Genomic DNA, 3,544 nt, shown 5'->3' with positions numbered 1-3,544 from the left:
TCTGGGGAGGCTCCGCCTCCCCAGACCCCTCCGCCGGGGTGGCACGGCCACCCCGGACCCCGCGAACAGTTGGCGGGGTCCGGGGGGACCCTGTCCCCCCGGCGGGGTGCAGGGGCAGAGCCCCTGCCCCTTGCGGCCTTCCCTCCGCTGGTGAACATGGCGCCAGCAGTCAGAGGGACAGGCATCATGGCGCTCCGCATCGGCATTGCCGGCATTTCCGGCCGCATGGGCCAGCTGCTGGCCGAGGAAGTGGCCGCGGCGGGCGCGGAGCTGGCCGGCGGCATCACCCGCGCCGGCGACGCGGCGGCGCTGTTCGCCGCCAGCGACGTGGTGATCGACTTCACCCATGCCGGCACCGCCGAGCGCCACGCGGCGCTGGCCGCCGAGCACCGCAAGCCCTTCATCCTCGGCTCCTCCGGCCTGTCGCTGGCGCAGGAGGCGGCGGTGGCCGCCGCCGCGCGGCACGTGCCGGTGGTCTATGCCGCCAATTTCTCGCCCGGCGTCGCCATGCTGCTGGCGCTGGCCGAGCGCATGTCCGCCGCCCTGCCGCCCGAGCAGTACGACGCCGAGATCGTCGAGATGCATCACCGCCAGAAGGTCGACGCCCCCTCCGGCACCGCCATCGCGCTCGGCCGGGCCGTCGCGCGCGGGCGCGGCCAGACGCTGGAGGAGGTCGGCATGGAGAGCGGCCGCCACGGCCATACCGGCCCGCGCGGCACCGGCCCGATCGGCTTCGCAACCCTGCGCGGCGGCCAGGTGGTGGGCGAGCACACGCTGCTGTTTGCCGCCGGCAGCGAGCATATCGCGCTGACCCATCGCAGCTTCGACCGCCGCGTCTATGCGACGGGCGCGGTGCGCGCGGCGCATTGGGCGGCGGCGCAGCCGCCGGGGCTATACGACATGAAGCACGTCATCGGGCTGGGGTGAGCGAGCCGCGGCGCCCCGTGACCCTGGGATGACGCTGCGCTGCCCCGCCACAGAGTCGCTTGACCCCCGCTCCCGCGCTTGCGAAACAGCCCGGCCGCGAATCCGCGGGGGATAGCCAGGCCGGGGCGAGCCGGTCGCCATCGCGACAAGAGGACGATAAGGCCATGCGCGACAAGGGCGAATATCTGTTCACCTCGGAGTCCGTCTCCGAAGGCCACCCCGACAAGGTTGCCGACCGCATCAGCGACACGGTGCTGGACGCCTTCCTGGAAGCCGACCCGTATGCCCGCGTGGCCTGCGAGACGCTGGTCACCACCAACCGCATCATCCTGGCCGGCGAGACGCGCGGCCCGGCGAGCGTGACGCCCGAGCTGCTGATGCATCTCGCGCGCATGGCGGTGCATGACATCGGCTACGACCAGGAAGGCTTCTCCTGGAAGAATGCCGAGATCGCCTGCCACCTGCACGCCCAGTCCGCGCATATCGCCCAGGGCGTCGACGCCTCGGGCAACAAGGACGAAGGCGCCGGCGACCAGGGCATCATGTTCGGCTATGCCTGCACCGAGACGCCCGATCTCATGCCGGCGCCGCTCTACTACGCGCATCTGATCCTGCGCCGCATCTCCGAGCTGCGCCGCGTCAAGGACAAGACCGTGGCCGGGCTGCTGCCGGACGCGAAGAGCCAGGTGACGCTGCGCTATGTCGACGGCAAGCCGGTCGGCGTCGCCTCCGTCGTCGTCTCCACCCAGCATGAGGAGGGGATGACGCAGGAGCAGGTGCGCGAGCTGGTCCGCCCGATCGTCATGAGCAGCCTGCCCAAGGGCTGGAGCGTGCCGGAGGAGGAGTTCTACGTGAACCCGACCGGCACCTTCGTCATCGGCGGTCCCGATGGCGATTGCGGCCTGACGGGGCGCAAGATCATCGTCGACACCTATGGCGGCGCGGCGCCGCATGGCGGCGGCGCCTTCTCCGGCAAGGACCCGACCAAGGTCGACCGCTCGGCGGCCTATGCCTGCCGCTACCTGGCCAAGAACGTGGTCGCCGCCGGCCTGGCCGAGAAGTGCACCATCCAGGTCTCCTACGCGATCGGCGTCTCCAAGCCGCTCTCGGTCTATTTCGACCTGCACGGCACGGGCCGCGACATCGACGAGACCAAGCTGGCCAAGGTCGTCAACGACATGGTCAACCTCTCCCCGCGCGGCATCCGCGAGCACCTGCACCTGAACCGCGCCATCTACGCGCCGACCTCGGCCTATGGCCATTTCGGCCGCACGCCGGACCTGGAGAAGGGCACCTTCACCTGGGAGAAGACCGACCTGGCCGCCGAGCTGAAGCGCGCCTTCGGTCGCTGAGACCGCGGCGGGGGAGCCCCTCCCCCGCCCACCCGCCCGCCCCGGGGCGGCGCCACCGGGACCGGGCCTTCCGCTGCACGCCGATCGCCGTCCCGGCCCGCATGATGCCGCGCGCCGCGCCCTGCCCCGGCATCCAGACATTGCTGGTGATCCCTTGACCCTTCCGCCCGATGCCGCGCCGGCCGTCCCCGACCGCCTCTATGGCCGCCGCCGTGGCCATCCGCTGCGCCAGCGGCAGCAGACCCTGCTGGACGTGACCCTGCCGCGGCTGGCGCTCGACCCCGCCGACCCGCTGGGCAGCTTTCCGGTGCGCCCGCGCGAGCTGTGGCTGGAGGTGGGCTTCGGCGGCGGCGAGCACGCGCTGGAGCAGATCGCCAAGCACCCCGAGGCCGGGCTGATCGCGGCGGAGGTGTTCGAGAACGGCATCTGCTCGCTGCTGACGCGGCTGGTGCCGGAGGGTGGCGAGGCCACCGCCCCGCTGCCGCCCAATCTCCGCCTGTGGACGGAGGATGCGCGCCGCCTGCTGCGCGCCCTGCCGGAGGGCAGCCTGTCGCGGCTGTTCCTGATGTTTCCCGACCCCTGGCCGAAGGCGCGCCACGCCAAGCGCCGCTTCGTCCACCCGAGCATCCTTCCCGTCCTGCAGCGCGCGCTGCGCCCGGGCGGCGAGTGGCGCATCGCGACCGACGACCCGACCTACCAGGACTGGGTGGCCGAGGTGATGGGCGCGCAGGACGTGTTCGAGCGGGTCTCGCTGGACGAGCAGCGCCCCGAGGGCTGGCCGCCCACCCGCTACGAGGCCAAGGCGCTGCGCGAGGGCCGGCACCCCCGCTACTGGATCTGGCGCCGCCGCTGACGGCGGCGCCCCGGCAGGCAAAGTCTTTTTGCTTCTTTTTCTTCAGAAAAAGAAGAGCTTGCCTTGTCTGGCCACGCTGACGCCGTAGCGCCCTGGCCACAGATTCCGGGGGCTTCTCGCGGCGCCGCACAATCGGCTTGACGCGCCGGCGGCGATCACGGGAACGTGCTCGCCCATGGATGCAACCTTTCCCAGCCCGGTGTCGCGGGAGGCCGGCCAGCGTGGGCCGCAGGCGCTGGCGGCCGAGCGGGGCGGGGCGCTGCCCTGGTGCGGTCCGGCGGCCATCGCCCTGGCGGCGGGGTGTTCCTATGCCGAGGCCTGCGCGCTGCTGCGCGGGGCGGCGCCGCAGCGCTACCCGGCGGGAGAGATCGTCACCGCCTATTGGCGCGACGTGGTGGCGGCGCTGGCCGGG

The 3,544-nt window shown here is 72.5% G+C and carries 4 protein-coding genes; all 4 read left to right on the top strand.

Translation table 11 applies throughout. The features are described from left to right. Nucleotides 1–186: 186 nt before the first annotated feature. Nucleotides 187–927, top strand: a complete 741-nt coding sequence (gene dapB / locus HMPREF0731_RS19150) for a 4-hydroxy-tetrahydrodipicolinate reductase (RefSeq protein ID WP_007005862.1) — start codon at nucleotides 187–189, stop codon at nucleotides 925–927. Between the two features lie 164 nt (nucleotides 928–1,091). Further along, the gene (gene metK / locus HMPREF0731_RS19145) at nucleotides 1,092–2,279 is read left to right on the top strand and encodes a methionine adenosyltransferase (RefSeq protein ID WP_007005861.1); all 1,188 of its coding nucleotides are present in this window, start codon (nucleotides 1,092–1,094) and stop codon (nucleotides 2,277–2,279) included. Nucleotides 2,280–2,433: 154 nt separating this feature from the next. Further along, on the top strand, nucleotides 2,434–3,132 hold the full coding sequence (trmB, locus tag HMPREF0731_RS19140; protein WP_007005860.1) for a tRNA (guanine(46)-N(7))-methyltransferase TrmB: 699 nt from the start codon (nucleotides 2,434–2,436) through the stop codon (nucleotides 3,130–3,132). 175 nt (nucleotides 3,133–3,307) lie between these two features. Beyond that, on the top strand, nucleotides 3,308–3,544 hold a 237-nt coding region (locus HMPREF0731_RS24530), incomplete at its 3' end, for a hypothetical protein (protein WP_007005859.1).

The organism is Pseudoroseomonas cervicalis ATCC 49957 (assembly GCF_000164635.1).
Taxonomy (GTDB): domain Bacteria; phylum Pseudomonadota; class Alphaproteobacteria; order Acetobacterales; family Acetobacteraceae; genus Pseudoroseomonas; species Pseudoroseomonas cervicalis.
Note: the sequence above shows the minus strand (reverse complement) of the source record. Positions and strands in the feature narration are given on the sequence as shown.

Bases quoted from the DNA above. Each gene is read 5' to 3' on its own strand.
- metK (WP_007005861.1), top strand. From the start codon at position 1,092: ATGCGCGACAAGGGCGAATATCTGTTCACCTCGGAGTCCGTCTCCGAA.
- dapB (WP_007005862.1), top strand. From the start codon at position 187: ATGGCGCTCCGCATCGGCATTGCCGGCATTTCCGGCCGCATGGGCCAG.